Below are 20,443 nucleotides of genomic sequence, written 5' to 3'. Positions count from 1 at the left end.
CTACCTGCCCCGGCGGCCCCAGGGCCGGCCCGGGAAAGCTAGACCAGGCCCGGAGAGTCAGACCAGGCCGTCCGAGAGGTGGTTGGCGGTGCCGAAGCGGTGCGCCGTGATACTGACGGCCTGCTCGTGCAGGAAGGGCAGCAGCTCCACCCGCCCGGCCTCCGTGACCGGGTGGGAGTAGACGGCCAGGTCGGGGCGGCCGCCGGTGGCCTCTGCCAGCGCCTTCGCGTCCCCGCCGATCAGGCGGATCCGCGTCACGGACGGCTTCGCTGCCGCGGCGAGCCGGGCTACGGAGGTAAGCCATTCGGCGTCGTTCTCCACCGTGATCGCGATGCCCAGGCCGGACAGTACGGCGCGCAGCTGGGACGGCAGTTCGACGGCGCTGGACACCGCGAGCTTCGATCCCGCCTGGACGCCGGCGGCAACGGTCCGGACGAGTTCACCAAGCGGTTTCCCTTCCGAGAGGCGCACCGTGACCGGCAGCGGGCGGTAGCGGAACACGTTGCGTTCGGCGCTCAACCCGGAGACGTCCCTGGCGGTGCCGAACTCCCCGGCCCAGGCCAGGGCATCGGAGGCCAGCGAGCGCTGCAGCGGCGCCAGTTCCTCGGCGGTCAGGAAACCCTTGGCCGCGTCCTCGATCCGGCGCACGCCGGAGTGCAGCGGCACCGGGGCCGCCGCCCCGGTCTCGGCCGCGGTGCTGGGCTTGCTGACCCATTCGCCGAGTCCGGCGAGGTAGTTGGGGCCGCCCGCCTTGGTGCCGGCACCCACTGCGGACTTCTTCCAGCCGCCGAAGGGCTGGCGCTGCACGATCGCGCCGGTGATGCCCCGGTTGACGTAGAGGTTTCCGGCCTCAACGGTGTCCAGCCAGAGTGCCAGTTCGTCCGAGTTGAGCGAGTGCAGGCCGGAGGTCAGTCCGTACTCGATCTGGTTCTGGATCGCGATGGCCTCCTCCAGGGTCTCGGCGGTCATGACGCCGAGCACCGGGCCGAAGAACTCGGTGAGGTGGAAGTAGGAACCGCGCCGGACACCGTGGCGCACACCCGGGCTCCAGAGCTTGCCGGAGTCGTCCAGCTGCTTCGGCTCCACGGCCCAGGCCTCGCCCTCGCCGAGGGTGGTCAGTGCGTTGAGGAGCTTGCCGCTGGCCGGCTCGATAATCGGGCCCATCTGGCTGGCCGGGTCCTCCGGGTAGCCGACCTTAAGCGAGGTCACGGCGTCGATCAGCTGGTTGTGGAAGCGCTTGGACTTCGCGACGGAGCCCACCAGGATGACCAGCGACGCCGCCGAGCACTTCTGGCCGGCGTGGCCGAAGGCGGAGTAGGCAACGTCCTTCGCCGCCAGGTCCAGGTCGGCGCTCGGGGTGACGATGATGGCGTTCTTGCCGCTGGTTTCGGCCAGCAGCGGCAGGTCCTTGCGGAAGGAGCGGAATAGTTCGGCCGTCTCGTAGCCGCCGGTCAGGATGATGCGGTCCACGGCGGGGTGGGCGATCAGCTGCCGCCCGAGCTCACGCTCGCCCAACTGCACCATGGTGAGCACGTCGCGCGGTACACCGGCTTCCCACAGGGCCTCGATCATCACGGCGCCGCTGCGGCGGGCCTGCTTGGCCGGCTTGATGACGACGGCGGACCCGGCGGCGAGTGCCGCGAGGGTCGAGCCGGCCGGGATGGCCACCGGGAAGTTCCACGGCGGCGTCACCACGGTCAGCTTCGCCGGCACGAAGGTGGCGCCGTCGACGTCGTCGAGCTTGCGGGCCGCCTCGGCGTAGTAGTGCGCGAAGTCCACGGCTTCGCTGACCTCGGGGTCTCCCTGGTCGATCGTCTTGCCGGTTTCGCTGGCCATCACCTCGAGGAGGTCGGCGCGGCGGGCTTCGAGCACGTCACCGGCGCGGTGCAGGATCTCGGCGCGCTCGGCGCCGGAGAGTGCGCCCCACGCCTTGCCCTTCTCGAGGGCGGTGTCGATGACGGCGTTGAGCGTTGCCTCGTCGTTGATGGTGGCTGCTTCGACGGCGGCGTTGCCGAGTGTCGACGTCGCCACGCGGCCCAGGATGGCACGGCCCCAGTCGCGGTTCGCGGGCAGCGACGGATCGGTGTCCGGGGTGTTCTCGAACGAGTCGTGCGGCATCGGCGCGGCCGGGAGGGCGCGGTTCTGCCGGCGATTGGGGGCCGGGACCTCGTCGTCGAGCTTGGCGAGGGAGGCGAGGAAGCGCTGCTTCTCACGCTCGAAGAGCGATTCGTTCTCGCTGAGTTCGAAGACGGCGGACATGAAGTTGTCCTGGCTGGCGCCCTCTTCGAGGCGGCGGATCAGGTAGGCGATCGCGACGTCGAACTCGGCCGGGTGGACCACCGGGGTGTAGAGCAGGAGCGAGCCGACGTCCTGCTTGACCGCTTCGGCCTGGCCCTGGGCCATGCCGAGCAGCATCTCGAATTCGATGCCCTGCTGTGCGGTATCCGTGATGCCGCGCTGCTTGGCCAGCAGCCAGGCGAAGGCGATGTCGAAGAGGTTGTGGCCGGCGACGCCGATCCGGATATTGCGGATCCGGTCCGGGTGCAGCGAGTAGTTGATGACGCGCTTGTAGTTGGTGTCCGAGTCCTGCTTGGTGTTCCAGGTGGCGAGCGGCCAGTCATGCAGGGAGGCCTCGACCTGTTCCATCGGAAGGTTGGCGCCCTTGACCACGCGGACCTTGATGGCGGCACCGCCGTCGGCGCGCCGGGCGGCAGCCCAGTCCTGGAGGCGGATCATGGCGGCGAGGGCGTCCGGCAGGTAGGCCTGGAGCACGATGCCGGCCTCGAGGTTCTTGAACTCGGGCTTGTCCAGGATCCGGGTGAAGACCGCGATGGTCATGTCCAGGTCCTTGTATTCCTCCATGTCCAGGTTGATGAACTTGGCCTTCTGTCCGCCGGCTGCAAATGACGCGGCGCGGGTGAAGAGCGGCGTGAGCTTTTCGACCACGTGCTCCACGGCCTCGTCGAAGGCCCAGGCGGAGTGCGGGGCCACGGTGGAGGAAACCTTGATCGAGACGTAGTCCACATCGGGCCGGGCAAGCAGGGCGTGCGTGCCTTCGAGCCGGCGGGAGGCCTCGTGTTCGCCGAGCACTGCCTCGCCGAGGAGGTTGACGTTCAGCTTGATGCCGTCCTTGCGGATCTTCGCGATGGCCGGGCCCAGCTTGGCGTCGGTGGCGTCGACGATGAGGTGGCCGACCATTTCGCGGAGCACCCGGCGTGCGATCGGGATGACCACCTGCGGCAGTACCGGGGCCATGGTTCCGCCGAGGCGGACAGCGCTGCGCATGTACCAGGGCAGGAACGCGGGGACCTTGGGGGCGAGGGCGGCGAGGTTGCGGGCGGCCACCTGCAGATCCTCGGGGCGCACGACGCCGTCGACGAATCCGACGGTGAAGTCCAGGCCGTTCGGATCCTTCAGGACGCCCGCGAGCTGCTCCGCAGAGGCGTCAACCGGAACCTTGGCGGCCTCGGTAAGCCAGCGGCGGACCAGCGAGATGGCCTCCTCGGCGAGGGCTGCAGCCTCAAGCACGGGCGAGCCTTCCGAAACGGCGGCATGCGTGGCTTCCTTGCCCGCGTGCGCACCGGCGTTTAGGCCGGATTCCGTTGAGGTGTTGGTCATGGTGGCACTCGTTCTTTCTCAATATGTGGACCGTTCTTGATTCAGTATGCGACCGGATTTTCATAAGATAAAGCGATGTTTTCTGAGCAATACTGGTTAGGAAAATCGCACGTTTCGGCGACCCTCCCTCACCTCCGGCACGCAAACGGCGAACCCTCCCCCCACGAGGTGAGAGAGGGTTCGCCGGAATTGGGCCGGAGCTGAGGGAGCGTCCGGATAAGGGCCGCAGAAAGTGAGGGAGCGTGGGCGGTCAGCCGACGTGGCGGTGCATCTCCACGGCTTCTTCATGCCGCGGGCTGTCCGGGTTCATCAGCGAGTGCTTCCGGCCGTAGCCGAAGTAGATGGCCAGCCCGACGACCAGCCAGACGCCGAACCGGACCCAGGTCTCCCAGTGCAGCTGGAGCATCAGGAACGCGGACGCGAGCATGCCGAAAAGAGGAACCACCGGCATGAAGGGCAGCCGGAAGGTGCGCGGGGCGTCCGGGCGCTTGTAACGGAAGATGATCACGGAGAGGCAGACGACGACGAACGCGGCCAGGATGCCGATGTTCGTCAGGTCGGCCACGGCCTTGATCGGGAAGACGCCGGCCAGCACCGCCGAAGCCACGCCCGCGATCCAGGTGACGCGTTGCGGGGTGCCGTGGCGGTCGGTCTTGGCAAACCAGCCCGGCAGGAGCCCGTCGCGGCTCATCGAGAACCAGACGCGGGTGACGCCGAGCAGGAAGGTCAGCATGACGGTCAGGATGGACAGCACGGCGAAGACGGAGATGATCGTGGCGATCACCGGCAGGCCGACGCCGTTGAAGGCGGACGCGAAGCCGGCCTTGGGATCGATGTCCTGGTAGTTCTGCATGCCGGTGAGGACCAGGGTCGCGGCGACGTAGAGGAGCATGGCCACGATCAGGGACAGGATGATCGCCTTCGGCATGTGCTTCTTGCCGTCCGTGGCCTCCTCCGCAGCGGTACTCATCGCGTCGTAGCCGAACACGGCAAAGAACACGGTGGCGGAGCCGGCCAGCACCGGGCCGAAGCCGCTGGGCATGAACGGGTTGTAGTTGTTGGTGTTGATGTAGAAAATGCCCAGGCCGATGATGAACAGGATCAGGACAACCTTGATGGCGACGGCCACGAGCTCGAAGCGCCCGAAGGTCTTGGTGCCGCGGGAGAGGATCCAGGTCACGAGCAGGCAGACGGCAATCGCGGGGATGTTGACGATGCCGCCCTTGCCCTCGTCGAACGTCGAGGTCATCCAGGTTGGCATGTGAATGCCGATGCCGGAGAGGAACGCGTCGAAGTAGCCGGAGATGCCGATGGCCACCACCGCCACAATGGCAATGTATTCCAGCAGCAGGTCCCAGCCGATGAACCAGCCGATCACCTCGCCCAGTGCCACGTACCCGTAGGTGTAGGCCGAGCCGGCGCGGGGGATCATGCCCGCGAATTCAGCGTAGGACAGGGCGGCGGCCGCGGAAGCCAGGCCGGCGATCAGGAAGGAAAACAGCACGGCGGGGCCGACGCCGGGTTCGCTCTCGCTGCCGTGGGCCACGAGGCCCGCGAGCGAGAAGATACCGACGCCGATAATGCCGCCGACGCCAATGGCCGTCAGCTGCCAGAGGCCAAGGCTTTTGAACAGGCCGCTGTGCTTGTTCTCTTCTTCGATGTCGTCGATAGGCTTGCGCCGCATGATTGATTTGGTTAAATCTCTGGTGCTCATCAGGGTCTCCTGCTCGGAAGTGGCACCCATCAATCCCCTGTGATGGGGGTAACTCAGTGACAACAGTATGCAAGCCGGATTGCATTAGATAAAGTGAATTCTCCTAATCAATAACCATTAGAATTCACAAAGGAATAGCGATGCTCGACGTCCGGCGGCTGCGCCTCTTGCGCGAACTCAAGATCCGGGGCACCCTCGCCGAAGTCGCCGAAGCGTTGCAGTACAGCCCCTCGTCGGTCTCGCAGCAGCTGGCGTTGCTGGAAAAGGAAGCCGGCGTCGAGCTCCTGCGGAAGACGGGCCGCCGGGTGCAGCTCACCCCGCAGGCCGAAGTGCTGGTCGCCCATACCGCGCAATTGCTGGAGACCCTGGAGCAGGCGGAGGCCGACCTCGCAGCCTCGCTGACCACCGTGAGCGGAACGGTGCGGATCGCCGTCTTCCAATCCGCGGCCCTGGCCCTGATGCCCGATGCCCTGACCCGGATGTCAGCCAGCTACCCGGAGGTCCGGATCGAGATGATCCAACGCGAACCCGAAACGGCCCTCCATGAAACCTGGGCGCGGGACTTCGACCTGGTCATCGCGGAGCAGTATCCGGGCCATGCGGCACCCCGCTACGAGGAGCTGGACCGGATCCGCCTGACCGGCGACGCGATCCGGCTGGCGGTGCCGCCCGCTTCGCCGGACCGACCCACCGTCACCTCCCTGGCCGACACCGCAGGGATGTCCTGGGTGATGGAACCCCGGGGTGCGGCGTCCCGGCACTGGGCCGAGCAGGCCTGCCGGAGCGCGGGGTTCGAGCCGGACGTGCGCTTTGAGACCGCCGACCTGCAGGCCCAGATCCGGCTGATCGAGTCGGGCAATGCGGTGGCGCTGATGCCGGACCTGGTCTGGACCGGGCGAGGCACTACGGCGCAACTGATCGACCTCCCGGGGGATCCCCACCGCACCGTCTTCACCTCCGTCCGCCGCTCCAGCGCTACGCGCCCGGCCATCCTGGCGGCCCGCGAGGTCCTCGCCGAGACGGCCGCTTCCATCGCCCCCGCGGCCTGACATTGGCCTCCGCGGCGGTGTTTCCTGGCTCACAGCGCGCCGCCTGCGCCGGCGCTAGACTGGTGACGTTATGAATCGCACAATGTTCAAGTCCAAAATCCACCGCGCCACGGTCACCCACGCGGACCTTCACTATGTCGGCTCGGTCACCGTGGACCTGGACCTGCTGGAGGCCGCCGACATCCTGCCAGGTGAACTCGTGGCGATCGTTGATGTCACCAACGGTGCCCGGCTTGAGACGTACACGATCGCCGGTGAGCGCGGCTCCGGCGTCATTGGCATCAACGGCGCGGCCGCTCACCTGATGCACGAAAACGACATCGTCATCCTGATCACCTATGCCCAGATGACCACGGAAGAGGCCAAGGCCTACACCCCCAAGGTGGTCCATGTGGATAAGGACAACAAGGTGATCCAGGTCGGCAGCGACCCCGCCGAAGGCCACACCGCCGGCCTGATGCGCCCGCCGCACGCACTGAACAACGCCGCGCTGAACTAACGACCCAGCCGCAGGCCCCGCCGAAAGGTTCCCGGGACGCACGCTCCCGTGCGGGCACGTACATGTCGCCCCGTTGCCAGCCCTTGAAGGGTTGGCGGGAAAATCTGATTATTGTGGGACGGTGTCCGACACCCTTTCCCCGACCATGCCGTCACGGAATGCCGCGTGCTAGGCGTCCTGGCCGGCTTCTTCGTCGTCTGGTTCATCATCCTGGTCGGCATGTTCGTCGGCCGGCGCAACATTCTGGGCGACAACGCCCGCTCCGTCTTGAGCGCGCTGACATTCTTCGTGGCAAGCCCGGCCCTGCTGTTCGAGACGCTCAGCAAAGCCAGGCTCAATGACGTTTTCGCCGCTCCGCTGCTGGTGACGGCGGTGGGTGCGGTCACGACGGCGGCCATCTACTTCGGCGTCGTGCGCCTTCTGCTGAAGCGCTCCTTGCCCGAAGCCCTGGTCTCCTCCATGAGCGCGTCCCTGGCCAACTCCGCCAATCTTGGCATTCCGATCGCCGTATATGTCCTGGGCGACGCCAGCTATGTGGCGCCCTTGCTGATCTTCCAGCTGGCCTTCTTCACGCCTCTGTTCCTCATGATCCTGGATGCCACCACCAGCGCCCACCGGACAACGCCGCTGAGTTTCGCCCTGATGATCCTGCGGAATCCCATGATCGTTGGCTCCGGGCTCGGGCTGCTGGTGGCCGGGACGGGCTGGGAGGTTCCCCCGCTCGTCTTACAGCCCATCCACCTGATCGGAGGCGCCGCGATCCCGGCCATGCTGTTGTCCTTCGGCATGAGCCTGAACGGCTCCCGGCCGCTGCAGGCCTCGGCCGAACGCCGGACCGACACCCTGCTGGCCAGCGGTTTCAAGCTCATCGTCCACCCGCTGCTGGCTTTCCTCTTCGCCCGGTTCGCCCTTGGCCTCCACGACCAGGCGCTCTTCGCCGTGGTCGTGACCTCCGCGTTGCCCACGGCGCAGAACGTCTTTGTGGTGGCCAACCGGTACAGAACCGGGCTCACCGTCGCCAAAGACACCGTGCTGATCACCACCGTGGTGGCCGTCCCCGGCATGATCGGGGTGGCCCTGCTCCTCGCCTGAGAAGGACCCGGCGACGGCGGTGGCCGACGCCGGCGGGCACGTGTGTGATGCGTAGCGCCTTAGCCCGGGGCCGTAGCCACTGAGATGCTGTAGGGCGGCAGCGTTATGGTGGCGTGCATGTCCGTGCCCACGGTGGTGCTCACCGGCGGGTCATTCGGGTCCGGATGCCCCCCGTTGCCCCTGCCGTGTGACGGGTTCCACTTGTACTGCTCTGCGGAGTATTGGTCGAGCTCAAGGCCGCCCTCGACGGCTTGGGAGTTGCCGTCTTTTTCCTGCATCAGCCGAACGGTGATGGCCCGCTTGGGATCTTTGTTGAACAGGAGCACGCTGAGTTTTCCGTCAGGGCGTCGCACCGTATAGGCAGTGACGAGCTCCTGTCCCTTCGCATTACGCACGTCACTGCTGGTGTTGTACATGGTGTGGCTGCCGGTGCCGGCCTCCAGCCAGTTGTGGTTCACCAGCCTGGCTGCCTGAAAGGCCGCCACGGGGCGGATTTTCCACTCATCGTAGAACTGGAACAGCATCAGGTTGCCCCGCGTGTCGCATTTCTCGCCGACTTCGTCCTGGAACACCCAATTCGGTTCGATCCCGTAGAAGTAGCTGCTCTCCCCGCCCATCGCCAGGAACATCGCGGACGTCTCCGCGTTGACTATGGCGCCGGGCAGCTCCAGTTCGACTTGGCCAACGAAGGAGGAATAGCCGTACTCCGTGATGACCTTGGGAACCTCGGCCGGCAGGCCGGCATCCTCCTCACGTTTGAGCAGCTGCCTCAGCAACTCCGGGTTCTGGGGCAGGGTCCCGGCTGGATTGGCGCACACATCGTCGAAGGGGTACCACTCAAAGGAGAAGAAGTCGAAGTCGGACATCGCCCCGCGGTGCCGCAGATAGGAGACAAAGCGGCCGGTCCACGACCGGACCCCCTTGTCGTCCGGCCAGTGCACCCAGTCGGGCAGTGTGGTCTGGTAACCCGGGCCGCCGAACTCCAGGGACGGGTTCACGGCCTTCATGGCGGCGGCCATCTGGACATACAGCGCCGCGTAGTGCTCCGGCTGGGCGAGCTGACCGTCCGGTTCCTCACCGATCTCGATCCGTTTGATCGGATAGCCGCGCTTACCGAGGTAGCGGGCCAGGGCCGCGGCGTCGTCGGGCGTTCCGTACAGGGCGGGAACCGGGACCATCATGGGCTCGCCCTTGGTAATCCCGCTGGCAAAAAGCCGCTCGAAGCTGGCGTGCTCGTAGTCCTTGTCCATGTCGTCCTTGCTGTGCCACGGGTCGGTCGAGGAGGTCCACATGACCGTTTGCCGGTGGGACTTCCGGTGCCGCACGTGGTCGAGGAACGTGCCGGCCTGCTGCTGCCCGATATAGATTTCGCGCACGGCGACCCCCAGCCGGTCGCGGATGTCGCGGGACCCGGCAGGGGCGGTGTTCGAGTCCGCCGTGAACAGGATGCGCACGTATTGGGCGTTAATCGGCGTGGACGCGATCCGTACCGTCTGCGACCCCCCGGTTCCCCGCTGCACTGCCTGGGGGAAATCCCGCCAGTTGCCCTTGTCGACGGGGAAGCGCGCGTCGCGGCCGGTCCAGTACTGCACCTTGAAGCTGGCGGCGTACGGGGTACCCCAGTCGAAGCGGACGGTGTCCATCGGCAGGGCCTGCGGGAACTCGACCATGATCCACTGCGGATGGAGGCTGTCAGGTTCTCCGGTGAAGTGGGAGTCCAAGTAGGGGTTGCTCTTCCAGAATGTCTCGACGTCGCCGTCGTTCAAGCGCGAGTGCCCACTGTTCTTTCCTTGATCGATGGTGTTGCCGCGACGGGGAAGGCGGTAGCCGTACGACACGCCGTAGTCCTCCGCAGGCTCCGCGGAGGACGTCCAGTACCCCTGCTCTTTGTCCGGCTGGCTCCACGTGCCGCGCGGGTTCCAGTGCCATGCCTTAACGCCCAGTTCGGTACGCAGTCGGTAACTCACCGGGCCGAAGCCGGCTGATTTCATGGCTTGGACATTTGTTGGCGACCAGACCCGGTCGATTTCGTTTTCTTCGAGTCCGTCGACGCCAACTCCCATGGCGCGGTGGCCATCGAACTTGTTCACCAGGTTGTCCATCTCGATGCTAATGATTCCGTCGGCGTGCGGAAGCGGCCCTGGCGGCGCGCTGCGCAACGCAACGGTCGAACCGAGCCAAATGCCCACTGCAGCGAGGCCCGCGACTGACATCAGGACTGCGCGCCGGGAGGGCAGCAGGGTCCGTTTCTTGCGCTCAGGGTCAGGCGCCATGGCATCCTCAGATCCGGTGTGGTCCGTTCAAGGCTTGGGGAGCTTGCTGGGGCAGCCCCGGCCGCAGGCCGCACGCCACCGGCCCCAAGGTCCATTGCTGTGCTGGTTGATGGCGATCAAACCCCAGTCTGCACGGACGCGCTGGAATTATCTACGGCCCTGTTGCCCTTACTTCCACCCTGCCGAGCCTGCATTATGACGGCCTGCGTTACGCCGGGCCTGCATCGTGACTTAGCGGGTCCGGACTTGGCGCCTCCTGACTTGGCGGTTCTTGACGGAGCCGCCCGTGGCCCGCCGGGACAACCCCGCGTGGCACCGGCCCGACGCCGGGGACTCCGCCGGTAGGCTGTGAAAGGCCGGACACCGGCCCGCAGACGGGCAAGTAGTGGGGGAAGTATTGCGCAGCATTGGATTTGGCGGCACCGATAACGGGGAAGCCTCATCGGCTACCGGCCGCCGCAGGGGCGGCATCGACTGGATCGCCTGCGGCGTCGCCGGGCTGCTGCTGGTCTCGTCCACCGCCTGCGCAAGACCCGCAGCTGCCCCAGGAAAGTCCCTCGTCGAAAGTGCATCACCCGGCGTGGCGGCCCCCGGGTCCTCCCCCGCCACTTCCCGTCCCGCGCCGACGCCGGTTGCCGCGCCCTCGGCCGCTTTGACCGGGGCGTCGGCTCCGCATAAGCAGCCGGCCTACGCCAGCAAGGCGCTCGAGGTGCTGGCCACGCTGCCGGTCAAGGGCAGGGCGCCCAAGACCGGGTACTCCCGTGACCAGTTCGGCCAGGCCTGGGCCGACGTCGACCGGAACGGCTGCGACACCCGCAACGACACGCTGCGCCGCGACCTCACGGCGGAAGCGCTCAAGCCCGGAACCCGGGGCTGCGTGGTGCTCTCCGGGATCCTGAAGGACCCCTACACCGCGAAGCTCATCAACTTCCTCCGCGGCGCCGGCACCAGCAGCGCGGTCCAGATCGACCACGTCGTGGCCCTCAGTGACGCCTGGCAAAAAGGCGCACAGCGGCTGAGTGCGGCCCAGCGGCTCGCCTTCGCCAACGATCCGCTCAACCTCCTGGCCGTGGACGGGCCGGCGAACATGCAGAAGAGCGACGGCGACGCCGCCACTTGGCTGCCGCCGAGCAAGCCTTACCGCTGCGCTTACGTGGCGCGCCAGATCTCGGTCAAGGCCAGCTACGCATTGTGGGTCACCCGGGCCGAGCACGACGCGATGGCGCGGATCCTGGCTGACTGCCCGGGCGCCTTGGCCCCCACCAGCCGGCAGCCTGCGGCCCCCGAGGCGGCCCCACCGGCGGCCGCGGCGCCCTCTTCACCGAAAGCCGCGGCCCCGGCGGCGCCCGCGCCTCCCTCGGTTTACTACGCAAATTGCACGGCCGTCCGGGCTGCCGGCGCGGCCCCGATCCGGCGGGGACAGCCCGGTTTCAGCAGCAAATTTGACCGAGACGGCGACGGCATCGGCTGCGAATAGCCTGCTGGCCGGCTTCCGCCGCCGGCCCGTACCACTGTTGCCGGTCAACGCACCGGCGTTCCAGCTGCCGATCATCGGCAACATCCACTACTTGGTCCCGTTAACGCGTTCCGTCATGTTCTCTTTTGCCTCTTGACGTTCCTTATTGTGCGATTATGATAGATAATTATGTGAGCTGCTTCACACCACCCGCGCAGTTTCAAAGGAGAAATCATGACCATGCCAGAAGACGCATTGCGCCGAGCCTCCAGCCAGGGCGGGTGGGACCGGCGGACGCTGCTGAAGACGTTCGGCGCGGGTGCCATCGCCATGGCGGGCGCCCCGTTGCTGGCCGCATGCACGGGCGGCAGCGGCCCGTCCGCCAGCGCCAGCAAAACGGTCTCCTTCGGTTCGGGCTCGTCGGATGAGGTCCCCAAGGCCGCGTACAAGGCCGTAACTGATGCATTCACCAAGAAGTCCGGGATCACGGTGACCACCAACGTCGTTCCGCACAACGACTTCCAGAACAAGATCAACACCTACCTGCAAGGCAGCCCCGACGACACGTTTACCTGGTTTGCCGGATATCGCATGCAGTACTACGCGGGCAAGGGTCTGCTGGCGCCGATCGACGACGTCTGGGAAAAGATCGGGGGCAACTACTCCGAGGCCATGAAGAAGGCCTCCACCGGCGCCGACGGCAAGATGTACTTCGTCCCGAACTACAACTACCCTTGGGGGTTCTTCTACCGGAAGAGCCTCTGGGCGGAAAAGGGCTACGAGGTCCCCACCACCTTCGACGAACTGACCGCGCTGGCCAAGAAAATGAAGACCGACGGCCTCATCCCGATCGAGTTCGCCGACAAGGACGGCTGGCCGGCGATGGGCACCTTCGACTACCTGAATATGCGCCTGAACGGCTACCAGTTCCACATGGACCTCACGGCCCACAAGGAATCCTGGGACCAGAAGAAGGTCAGCGATGTCTTCGACACCTGGAAGGAACTCCTGCCCTTCCAGAACCCCAATGCCCTCGGCATGACCTGGCAGGACTCGGCGAAGAACCTCGGCGCCAAGAAGTCCGGCATGTACCTGCTCGGGTCCTTCCTCACCCAGCAGTACACGGACAAGACCGTCGCCGCCGACATCGACTTCTTCCCGTTCCCCGAGCTGGCGGTGGAGGGCCGGGACGCCGTTGAGGCTCCCATCGACGGGCTCCTGCTGTCCAAGAAGGGCGGCCAGAACCAGTCGGCCAAGGACTTCCTGGCCTACCTCGGCACCCCCGAGGGCCAGGATGTCTACGCCTCCGTGGACAGCTCGAATATCGCCGCCGCCAAGGGTGCCGACACGTCCAAGTTTTCGCCCCTGACCAAGAAGATGGCCGACGTCATCTCCAACGCCAAGAGCATCAGCCAGTTCTTTGACCGTGACGCGCTGCCGGCCATGGCCAACAACGTCATGATCCCGGCGCTGCAGTCCTTCATCAAGGACGGCAACGTGGACGTCAAGAACCTGGAAGCCCAAGCCAAGTCGCTCTACGCCGCCCAATAGGGTCTCCCGGCCACCACGATCCGGCACTAAGGAAATGTTCTTGTGAGTACACCATCCAAAACGAGCCCCAATGGGGGGCCGCCCCGCGCCGCTGCCCCGGCGGGGCGGGTCCGGCGGCTTTCCCGCCGCGATAAGTGGGTCCTGAGCCTTATGGTGGGCCTGCCCACCCTGATCCAGCTGGTCCTGGTCTGGATCCCGACGCTGCTGTCGGCCGCCCTGTCCTTCACCCGGTGGAACGGCCTGAGCCTGGAGGACATCAAGCCGGCGGGGCTCAGCAACTATGAATTCATCGCCCAGAACTATCCACCGTTCTGGCCCGCCGTGCAGCACAACGTGCTCTGGTTGGTGTTCCTCGCACTCATTGCGACGCCGTTGGGGCTCCTGCTGGCAATCCTCTTGGACCAGAACATCCGCGGCAGCAAGATCTACCAGAGCATCTTCTTCACGCCGGTGATGCTTTCCCTGGCCCTGATCGGGGTCATCTGGCAGCTCTTTTACAACCGGGACAGCGGGCTGCTGAACTTCCTGCTTGGCACCGCGGGAACGCCGCAAGCCGTGGACTGGTTCGGTGACTCCGGGGTCAACATCTGGGCCGCGCTCATCGCCGCCACCTGGCGGCACGCAGGCTACGTCATGATCCTCTACCTGGCCGGCCTCAAGGGCGTGGACCCCACGCTCCGCGAAGCCGCGCAGATCGACGGCGCGAACGCGGTGCAGACCTTCTTCCGGGTCATCTTTCCGGCCATGCGGCCGGTGAACGTCATCATCATCGTGATCACCGTGATCGAGTCCCTCCGGGCGTTCGACATTGTCTACGTGATCAACCGCGGCACCAACGGCCTGGAACTCATCAGTGCCCTGGTCATCCAAAACCTGGTCGGCGAGGGTCAGGTGATCGGCGTCGGATCGGCGCTGGCCGTCATCCTCCTTGTCATTTCCCTGGTCCCTATCACGTTCTACCTGTCCAGGGCATTCGGAAAGGACAAAGAGGCATGAGCATCGCACAGCCCACGGATGCGCCCGCAACGAGTAACTCGGCTGCCAGGCGGAGCGCCGGCATAGGCTCCCGCCAGCCGGTCAACGCGAAACGCGGCAAGCGCCACTACGGCATCCACCTTTTCCTCACGGTGCTCGCCATCATGTGGCTTATCCCCTTGGTGTGGACCATCTTCACGGCTCTGCGGCCCAAGGCGGACACGGACAAGTACGGCTACTTCAGCTTCGAGGGATCCTTCAACTTCGACAACTTCAGCCAGGCTTGGACGCAGGGCGGCTTTGCCCAGTACGCCTGGAACTCCGCCCTGATCACCATCCCCTCGGTCATCCTGGTGCTCTTCTTCGCTTCCATGATGGCGTTCGCAGTGAGCCGGGTCAGCTGGAAGTTCAACGTCACGCTGCTGATCATGTTTACGGCCGGCAACCTCCTCCCGCCCCAGGTTCTCGCCGCGCCCCTGTTCGAAATGTTCAAACTTTTGCCGCTGCCCTACAGCGTCAGCGATTCCGGGAGCCTGCTCAACACCTACATCAGCGTGATCGCCGTGGACACCGCGTTCCAGATCGGCTTCGTGACCTTCGTTCTGTCGAACTACATGAAGGCACTCTCCCCCGAACTCACGGAGGCTGCTCTCGTTGACGGAGCCGGGATCTGGCGCCAGTACTGGGACATCATCCTGCCGCTGTGCCGCCCCGCGCTGGCCGCGATGGGCACGCTGGAAGTCATCTTCATCTACAACGACTTCTTCTGGCCGTTGCTCTTCCTGCAAAGCGGAGACCGCCTCCCGCTGACCACGGCCGTCAACAACCTCCAGGGCCAGTTCCTCTCCAACTACAACCTGATCGCCGCGGGCGCCATGATCACGGCCATCCCCGCCCTGGTGATCTATCTCCTGCTCCAGCGGCACTTCGTAGCCGGCCTGACGCTCGGCTCCAGCAAAGGATAATTGTGGACAACACCGCCAACCACCACACCAACCCCGCCATGGACTACATCACCGCACGCCTCGGTTCCGAGGGATCTCCGATGCTGGGCTTCGGCGGCGACTACAACCCCGAGCAATGGCCCGAGGAGACCTGGGAAGAAGACGTCCGGCTGATGAACGAGGCCGGCGTCAATCTGGTCAGCGTCGGCATCTTCAGCTGGTCGCTGCTGGAACCTTCGGAAGGGGTCTACGAGTTCGGCTGGCTGGACCGGGTCCTGGATCTGCTCCACGCCAACGGCATCAGGGTTGATCTGGCCAACGCCACGGCTTCGCCGCCACCCTGGTTCAGCCACAAGTACCCGGAGTCGCTTCCGGTCACCGCCGACGGCGTCCGGCACAGCTACGGTTCACGGCAGGCTTTCGCTGCCTCCAGTCCCGATTACCGACGCGCGGCCGCGGCGCTTACCGAGCAGATCGCCAGCCGCTACAAGGACCATCCGGCAGTCGTCATGTGGCACATCCACAATGAATACGGGTGCCACAACCAGCCGGACTTCTCCGACGCCGCCGCCGCCGGCTTCCGGCGCTGGCTTGAACGCCGGTACGGCAGCCTCGAGGGCCTCAATGCCGCCTGGGGCACAGCCTTCTGGTCCCAGCGCTACTCGGGCTGGGAGGAGATCCTTCCGCCGCGGACCTCCGGAACCTGGGTCAATCCCACCCAGCAACTCGATTTCGCGCGGTACTCCTCGGATGAACTCCTCGAATGCTACAAAGCCGAAGCGGCCATCATCCGCTCACACTCGAAGCACCCGGTCACCACGAACTTCATGGGCTTCAACATGGGTCTTCACCAGCCGGTGGACTACTGGCGCTGGTCCGAGGAGATGGACGTGGTCTCCAACGACCACTACCTGATCGCCGAGGACCAGCGGAACTTCCAGGAACTGGCCGCTACGGCGGACCTGACCCGGGGCTGGGCCAACGGCAGGCCGTGGCTGCTGATGGAACATTCCACCTCAGCGGTGAACTGGCAGCCGCGCAACATCGCCAAAGCGCCCGGGGAGATGCTGCGCAACGCAATGCAGCACGTGGCCCGCGGTGCCGACGGCGCGCTCTTCTTCCAGTGGCGGGCCTCGCGCGCCGGCGCGGAGAAGTTCCACTCTGGGATGCTGCCGCACGCCGGGACGGACACGAAGGTCTGGCGTGAGGTGGTCCAGCTCGGCCAGGCGCTGCGCAGCCTCGCCGAAATCAGCGGCTCGGTGGTCACCGGCGCATCCGGCCGGGTGGACGTCGCCATCCTGCACGACACCGACGCCCGCTGGGCCTCGGAATTGGACTCACATCCGAGCGTCGACGCTTCCAACATCGCCGAAACCCGGCGCTGGCACGATGCGTTCTTCCGTGCCGGCATCCCGACGGACTTCCGCCAGAGCACAGACGACCTGTCCGGCTACCGGCTTGTCGTCGCGCCGATGCAGTACCTGGTCAGCGACTCCGGAGCAGCGAACCTCGACGCCTATGTACGCGCCGGCGGCCACCTCGTGGTGACCTACTTCTCGGGTATCGTGGACGAAAATGACCACATCAGGCTTGGCGGCTACCCCGGAGCGTTCAGCGACCTGCTGGGCGTCCGGATGGAAGAATTCTTCCCGCTGCGTGCAGCAGAAGACGTCCGGCTCAACAACTTCGGCACCGGTTCCTGCTGGAACGAACTGGGACAGGCCACCACCGCAGAGGTCCTCGCGACCGTGGTCGAGGGGCCGGCCGCAGGTTCCCCCGCCGTGACCCGCAACCGCGCCGGCAGCGGCCGCTCCTACTACGTCTCCACCACACTGGCCCCCGAGGGACTGGGTGAACTGCTGACACTCGTCTGCGCCGACGCAGGCGTGCAGCCCCTCGTCCCCGACCTGCCGGCCCAGGTGGAGGTCTCCCGGCGCAGCAAAGACGCAACCGACTGGACGTTCTGCATCAACCACGGGGAGCGGGACGTCCGGTTGCCGCTGGAAGGCGTCGACGTTCTCACGGGCACTGAAATCGATGGCGGGCTCGGCCTCGCCGCCGGCGCGGTCGCCGTCGTCCGGTCGCCTGCCGCCCGGCTGGTCGGCTCCGCCGCCAGCCACTCCAACCAATCCAGCGGCTCAGCACAGCCAAGCCGCTCAAGCCTCTAAGGACGCCACATGCTCGCCGCAGCCCGCCACTCAGCCATCCTCGCCGAGGTCCAACGTGAACGGATTGTCCGTGTCGCGGACCTCGCCAGGATGCTGGGCGTCTCGCTGATGACGGTGCGCCGGGACATCGACGCGCTCGATGCCGCCGGCGCGGTGGAGAAGATCCACGGCGGGGCCAAGCTGCCGGGCGGCGCCAGCACGCACGAACCTGGCTTCGAGCTGAAAGTAACCCAGCTCAAGGACGAGAAGATGGCCATCGCACACGAGGCGGCCGCCCAGGTGCGCGAGGGCATGGCGGTGGGTCTGAGCGCGGGGACCACCACCTGGGCGCTGGCCCAACTGCTGTCGACCGGTCCACGAATCACCGTGGTCACCAACTCGGTGCGGATTGCGGACGTCTTCCACCAAAGCTCCTCATCATCCACGGTGATTCTGACCGGCGGCGAGCGCACCCCGTCCGATGCACTGGTGGGACCCCTGGCTACGTCCTCGCTCAAGCAGCTTCATCTGGACGTGCTCTTCCTGGGCGTCCACGGCGTCGACGCCGACGCCGGTTTCACCACACCGAACGTGCTCGAGGCCGAAACCGACCGGGCGTTCGTGGCCGCGGCCCGCCGGGTGGTGGTCCTCGCCGACCACACCAAGTGGGGAACGCTGGGCATCAGCACGATCGCGGCGCTTGAGGACGCAGACGAACTCATCAGCGACGACCGGCTGGGCAGCGAAGCCAGGCGAGTCCTAGGCGAACGCGTCGGCCGGCTGCGCCTGGCCCCCACCGGAGCCGCGGCCGGTGCCGCGGCCGGCTGACCCACCCCGGCCCACTACGACCCACATCCAACCTGACAACGCCAGGAGCTGCAGTGCACAACCCGGACCTAGACCTTGCCGCGGATCCCGAGGCAGGCACCGCCACGCCCCCGGCGCCGCTTTACCTGCGGCGCTCCGGCACGGCGTTGCTGATCGACTTCAGCACCGGCGAACCGGCCCTGCTGCATTTCGGCGCCGACCTTGGGCCGAACCTGCCGGATCTTTCCCTGCTGCGTGACCCCGTCCCGCACTCGGCGCTGGACACCCCGGTCACGCTGGGGCTGGTACCGCAGGCGTCCTCGGGCTGGCGCGGGCGTCCCGGCCTCCGCGGCCACCGCAACGGCCGGGCATTCTCGCCCCGCCTGCGTCTGGCGTCAGCCGACGTGAACGACGCCGGCTCCGCCGTCATCACCCAGATCGACCCTGCTGCCGGCATCACAATCCAGACCGAGATCCGTCTCAACGAAGGCGGCCTGCTTCAGTTGCGCCACCACCTGACAAACGACGGACCGGATGAGTACACCGTCGAAGAACTCGCGGCGGTGTTGCCGGTGGGCCGCGCCGCCACGGAAATCCTGGATTTGACCGGCCGCTGGTGCCGGGAATCCCACCCCCAGCGCCTCCCGCTGCACCAGGGCACCTGGGTGCGCTCCGGCCGCCACGGCAGGACCGGCCACGATGCCTCGCTGCTGCTGGCGGCCGGCACCGGCGGTTTCGGGTACGGGCACGGGCACGTGTGGGCTGTCCACCTTGGCTGGAGCGGGAACCACGAAAGCTTCGTCGACACGGCCGGCGACGGCCGGACCGTGATCGGCGCATCCGAGTTGCTCGGCTCCGCTGAGGTCACGCTGGCATCCGCGGAGCGCTATGACACGCCCTGGCTCTTCGCCGCCTACTCCGGCGCCGGGCTCGATGGCATCAGCGAGGCCTTCTACGCATGGTTCCGCGCCCGGCCGCACCACCCGGGCGTGGCCTCGGGCAAGCCCCGGCCAGTGGTCCTGAACGTCTGGGAGGCGGTCTACTTCGACCATCGGCTGCCGGCGCTGCTGGAGTTGGCCGACGCTGCAGCCAGCCTCGGCGTGGAACGCTACGTGCTGGATGACGGCTGGTTCCGCGGCCGCCGCAGCGACACCGCCGGCCTGGGCGACTGGTACGTTGACGAACAGCTCTGGCCCGAAGGCCTGACGCCGCTGATCGACGCAGTGACAGGCCACGGCATGGAGTTCGGGCTCTGGGTGGAACCGGAAATGGTCAACGAGGACTCGGACTTGGTCCGCGCGCATCCGGACTGGATCGCCGGGCCGGCCCTGCACCCGGGAACGGGCGCGTCGGGCGGCGCGCGGCTGCCGGAGCGCTGGCGGCACCAGCAGGTCCTCGATCTGGTCAACCCGGAGGCGTGGCAGTACATCTACGACCGGCTCGATGCCCTCCTGCGGGAGAACCGGATCAGCTACCTCAAGTGGGACCAGAACCGGGACCTGACCGAGATGGGACACGCCGGCCGGCCCTCCGTCCACGCCCAGACCATGGCCGTCTACCGGCTCCTGGACGCGCTGCGCGCCGCCCACCCCGGCGTCGAAATCGAGAGCTGCTCCTCGGGCGGCGCCCGGGTGGATCTCGGCATCCTGGAACGCACGGACCGCGTCTGGGGTTCGGACTGCAACGATGCCCTGGAACGCCAGACCATCCAGCGCTGGACCGGGATGGTGGTGCCGCCGGAGCTGGTCGGGTCGCACATCGGGCCCACCACGAGCCACACCACGGCCCGCACCCACGACCTTTCGTTCCGCGCCATCACCGCACTGTTCGGCCACTTCGGCCTCGAGTGGGATGTCCGTGGGCTCGAACCCGCCGAGCACACGGAGCTCGCCCACGCGATAGCCCTGTACAAGGAGCACCGTTCCCTGCTGCACACCGGCCGGATGGTGCGGGCGGACGAACCCGATCCTGCCCTGAGGCTGCACGGCGTCGTCGCGCACGACGGCAGCGAAGCGCTGTACGCCCTGGTCTCCACGGCGACTTCGTTTGCCGAAGTGCCGGGGCGAGTCTGCCTGCCGGGCTTGCAGCCCGGCAGCCGGTACCGGGTGGAGGCCGTCTACCCGGATCCGGATGACTCCCACGCGTTCATCCAAACCACGCCGCCGCCCTGGCTCGGCACCGGCATCGAGGCCAGCGGCCAGTTCCTGGCAATGTCCGGCCTGCCGATGCCGGTGCTCAACCCCGAGCACGGCGTCCTCCTCGCAGTCCGCCGCGCGGACGACCCCGCCAACGGCGGCCAGCCCGTAAGGAACTCCTAG

At 66.6% G+C, this 20,443-nt stretch carries 13 protein-coding genes; 10 read left to right on the top strand and 3 right to left on the bottom strand.

Annotated elements, in window-relative coordinates; translation table 11 throughout:
* Nucleotides 1-57 precede the first annotated feature (57 nt).
* Nucleotides 58-3,618 carry a bifunctional proline dehydrogenase/L-glutamate gamma-semialdehyde dehydrogenase gene (locus tag HNO80_RS07900; protein WP_175322299.1) on the bottom strand — a complete coding sequence of 1,187 codons (3,561 nt, stop codon included), beginning with the start codon at nucleotides 3,616-3,618 and terminating at the stop codon, nucleotides 58-60.
* A 250-nt stretch (nucleotides 3,619-3,868) separates the two neighbouring features.
* Nucleotides 3,869-5,332 (bottom strand): amino acid permease, encoded by a 1,464-nt coding sequence (locus tag HNO80_RS07895; protein WP_175322298.1) that lies wholly within the window; start codon nucleotides 5,330-5,332, stop codon nucleotides 3,869-3,871.
* A 140-nt stretch (nucleotides 5,333-5,472) separates the two neighbouring features.
* Here HNO80_RS07895 and HNO80_RS07890 point away from each other — a divergent pair, with 140 nt between their 5' ends.
* The 3 genes from HNO80_RS07890 (at nucleotide 5,473) to HNO80_RS07880 (ending at nucleotide 7,972) form a co-directional block, all read left to right on the top strand.
* Entirely contained in the window at nucleotides 5,473-6,381 is a 909-nt protein-coding gene (locus tag HNO80_RS07890) for a LysR substrate-binding domain-containing protein (protein ID WP_175322297.1), read from the top strand.
* A 70-nt stretch (nucleotides 6,382-6,451) separates the two neighbouring features.
* Entirely contained in the window at nucleotides 6,452-6,880 is a 429-nt protein-coding gene (gene panD / locus HNO80_RS07885; RefSeq protein ID WP_175322296.1) for an aspartate 1-decarboxylase, read from the top strand.
* 165 nt (nucleotides 6,881-7,045) lie between these two features.
* Entirely contained in the window at nucleotides 7,046-7,972 is a 927-nt protein-coding gene (locus HNO80_RS07880) for an AEC family transporter (protein ID WP_175322295.1), read from the top strand.
* Between the two features lie 59 nt (nucleotides 7,973-8,031).
* Here HNO80_RS07880 and HNO80_RS07875 read toward each other — a convergent pair whose 3' ends face one another.
* The gene (locus HNO80_RS07875) at nucleotides 8,032-10,245 is read right to left on the bottom strand and encodes a discoidin domain-containing protein (protein ID WP_175322294.1); all 2,214 of its coding nucleotides are present in this window, start codon (nucleotides 10,243-10,245) and stop codon (nucleotides 8,032-8,034) included.
* A 397-nt stretch (nucleotides 10,246-10,642) separates the two neighbouring features.
* Here HNO80_RS07875 and HNO80_RS07870 point away from each other — a divergent pair, with 397 nt between their 5' ends.
* From HNO80_RS07870 to HNO80_RS07840, 7 genes are all read left to right on the top strand, one after another.
* Nucleotides 10,643-11,722 (top strand): GmrSD restriction endonuclease domain-containing protein, encoded by a 1,080-nt coding sequence (locus HNO80_RS07870; protein ID WP_217500708.1) that lies wholly within the window; start codon nucleotides 10,643-10,645, stop codon nucleotides 11,720-11,722.
* A 213-nt stretch (nucleotides 11,723-11,935) separates the two neighbouring features.
* Nucleotides 11,936-13,252 carry an ABC transporter substrate-binding protein gene (locus tag HNO80_RS07865; RefSeq protein WP_175322293.1) on the top strand — a complete coding sequence of 439 codons (1,317 nt, stop codon included), beginning with the start codon at nucleotides 11,936-11,938 and terminating at the stop codon, nucleotides 13,250-13,252.
* A 42-nt stretch (nucleotides 13,253-13,294) separates the two neighbouring features.
* A complete protein-coding gene (locus HNO80_RS07860; protein ID WP_349627276.1) occupies nucleotides 13,295-14,248 on the top strand; it encodes a carbohydrate ABC transporter permease in 954 nt (317 codons plus the stop codon).
* On the top strand, nucleotides 14,245-15,192 hold the full coding sequence (locus HNO80_RS07855; RefSeq protein ID WP_175322292.1) for a carbohydrate ABC transporter permease: 948 nt from the start codon (nucleotides 14,245-14,247) through the stop codon (nucleotides 15,190-15,192). The genes HNO80_RS07860 and HNO80_RS07855 overlap by 4 nt, the downstream gene beginning before the upstream one ends.
* A 2-nt stretch (nucleotides 15,193-15,194) precedes the next feature.
* Nucleotides 15,195-17,339 carry a beta-galactosidase gene (locus tag HNO80_RS07850; protein ID WP_349627275.1) on the top strand — a complete coding sequence of 715 codons (2,145 nt, stop codon included), beginning with the start codon at nucleotides 15,195-15,197 and terminating at the stop codon, nucleotides 17,337-17,339.
* A 9-nt stretch (nucleotides 17,340-17,348) separates the two neighbouring features.
* Nucleotides 17,349-18,146: a DeoR/GlpR family DNA-binding transcription regulator gene (locus tag HNO80_RS07845; RefSeq protein ID WP_175322291.1), complete on the top strand. Its 798-nt coding sequence runs from the start codon at nucleotides 17,349-17,351 to the stop codon at nucleotides 18,144-18,146.
* A gap of 53 nt (nucleotides 18,147-18,199) precedes the next feature.
* Nucleotides 18,200-20,443 (top strand): alpha-galactosidase, encoded by a 2,244-nt coding sequence (locus HNO80_RS07840; protein WP_175322290.1) that lies wholly within the window; start codon nucleotides 18,200-18,202, stop codon nucleotides 20,441-20,443.

It is taken from the genome of Arthrobacter sp. C9C5 (assembly GCF_013359735.1).
GTDB lineage: Bacteria > Actinomycetota > Actinomycetes > Actinomycetales > Micrococcaceae > Arthrobacter.
The sequence above is the reverse complement of the archived record's forward strand: the minus strand, read 5'-3'. Positions and strand labels throughout refer to the sequence as shown.